Here is a 1,303-nt window from a genome sequence, read left to right as displayed (position 1 = left end):
TGAATCGCCCCGGGTTGATTGGAGGCTAATTTTCTTGAGAGGATTAGCCAATGAACAAACGACCTGGATACTCACCCGAAGTGCGTGAGCGCGCAGTACGCCTGGTGCTGACAAGCGAACACGAACACTCCTCCCGTTGGGCTGCGATAAAGTCCATTGCCACAAAGATTGGTTGTACCCCAGAGACCTTGCGATCATGGGTCAACAAGATGGAAGTTGATTCAGGCGCAAAGCCTGGAGTCAGCAGCGATCAGTCAAAGCGCATGAAAGAGCTGGAGCGCGAGAACCGTGAGCTCAAGCGCGCCAATGAGATTTTGAAGAAGGCTGCCGCTTTTTTCGCCCAGGCGGAGCTCGACCGCAAACCCAAGTGATGGTGGATTTTATTGACCAGCACCGTGATGAACATGGTGTCGAGCCGATCTGCAAGGAGCTGCCGATTGCACCCTCCACCTACCGTCGCTGCAAAGCCCTTGAACAACAACCTGAGAAACGCAGTGAGCGTGTCCGGCGGGATGAGCAGCTCTGCCAGGACATTCGCCGTGTATGGGAAGAGAGCGACCGGAACTACGGTGCTCGCAAGGTCTGGAAACAGCTTGGCCGTGAGTCCATACCTGCGGCTCGTTGCACGGTTGAACGGCTGATGAAAGACCTGGGACTGCAAGGTGTACGGCGCGGCAGGCGCTGTATCACAACGATACCGGACGAGGCCGCCCACAAGCCACTGGATCTGGTGCAACGTCAGTTCTCTGCTGACCGCCCCAACCAGCTCTGGGTGGCGGATATTACCTATGTGCCCACTTGGTCTGGCTTTGTCTACGTGGCTTTTGTGGTAGACGTTTATTCCCGCTACATCGTTGGCTGGCGGGTACTCAAGCACATGCAAACGGATTTAATCCTGGACGCGCTTGAGCAGGCGCTGTGGTTACGGGGCAAGCCGAAAGGAGTTATCCATCACAGCGACCGGGGCAGTCAGTATCTCTCTATCCGCTACACAGAGCGACTGGCGGAGGCAGGCTTTAATGCCTCGGTTGGCAGCGTGGGCGACTCTTACGACAACGCCCTCGCTGAGACTATCAACGGGCTGTACAAAGCAGAGGTGATTCACAAAAACGGCCCTTGGAGGGGACTGGATGATGTGGAGCGGGCCACGCTGACTTGGGTGGAGTGGTTCAATAACCGGCGACTGCTTCGACCCATCGGCGATGTGCCTCCGGCTGAATATGAAATGCTGTATTATCAAACCGAGTCAAGCGAAGCCGCATGACTCAAATTAAACTGCCTCCGATCAACCCGGGGCGATTCA

The 1,303-nt window shown here is 55.9% G+C and carries 1 protein-coding gene and 1 other annotated feature; the gene reads left to right on the top strand.

Annotation, left to right across the window (positions count from 1 at the left end):
* Nucleotides 1-50 precede the first annotated feature (50 nt).
* A protein-coding gene (locus tag ACVBEJ_RS14520) for an IS3 family transposase (protein ID WP_447130353.1) occupies nucleotides 51-1,264 on the top strand; the annotation gives its coding sequence in 2 pieces (ribosomal slippage) (nucleotides 51-339 and nucleotides 339-1,264; 1,215 coding nt in all).
* Nucleotides 329-445 (top strand) — a sequence feature (AL1L pseudoknot). Its footprint overlaps the gene before it by 117 nt.
* Nucleotides 1,265-1,303: the final 39 nt, after the last annotated feature.

The sequence above is a fragment of the Porticoccus sp. GXU_MW_L64 genome, from assembly GCF_052983295.1.
Note: the sequence above shows the minus strand (reverse complement) of the source record. Positions and strands in the feature narration are given on the sequence as shown.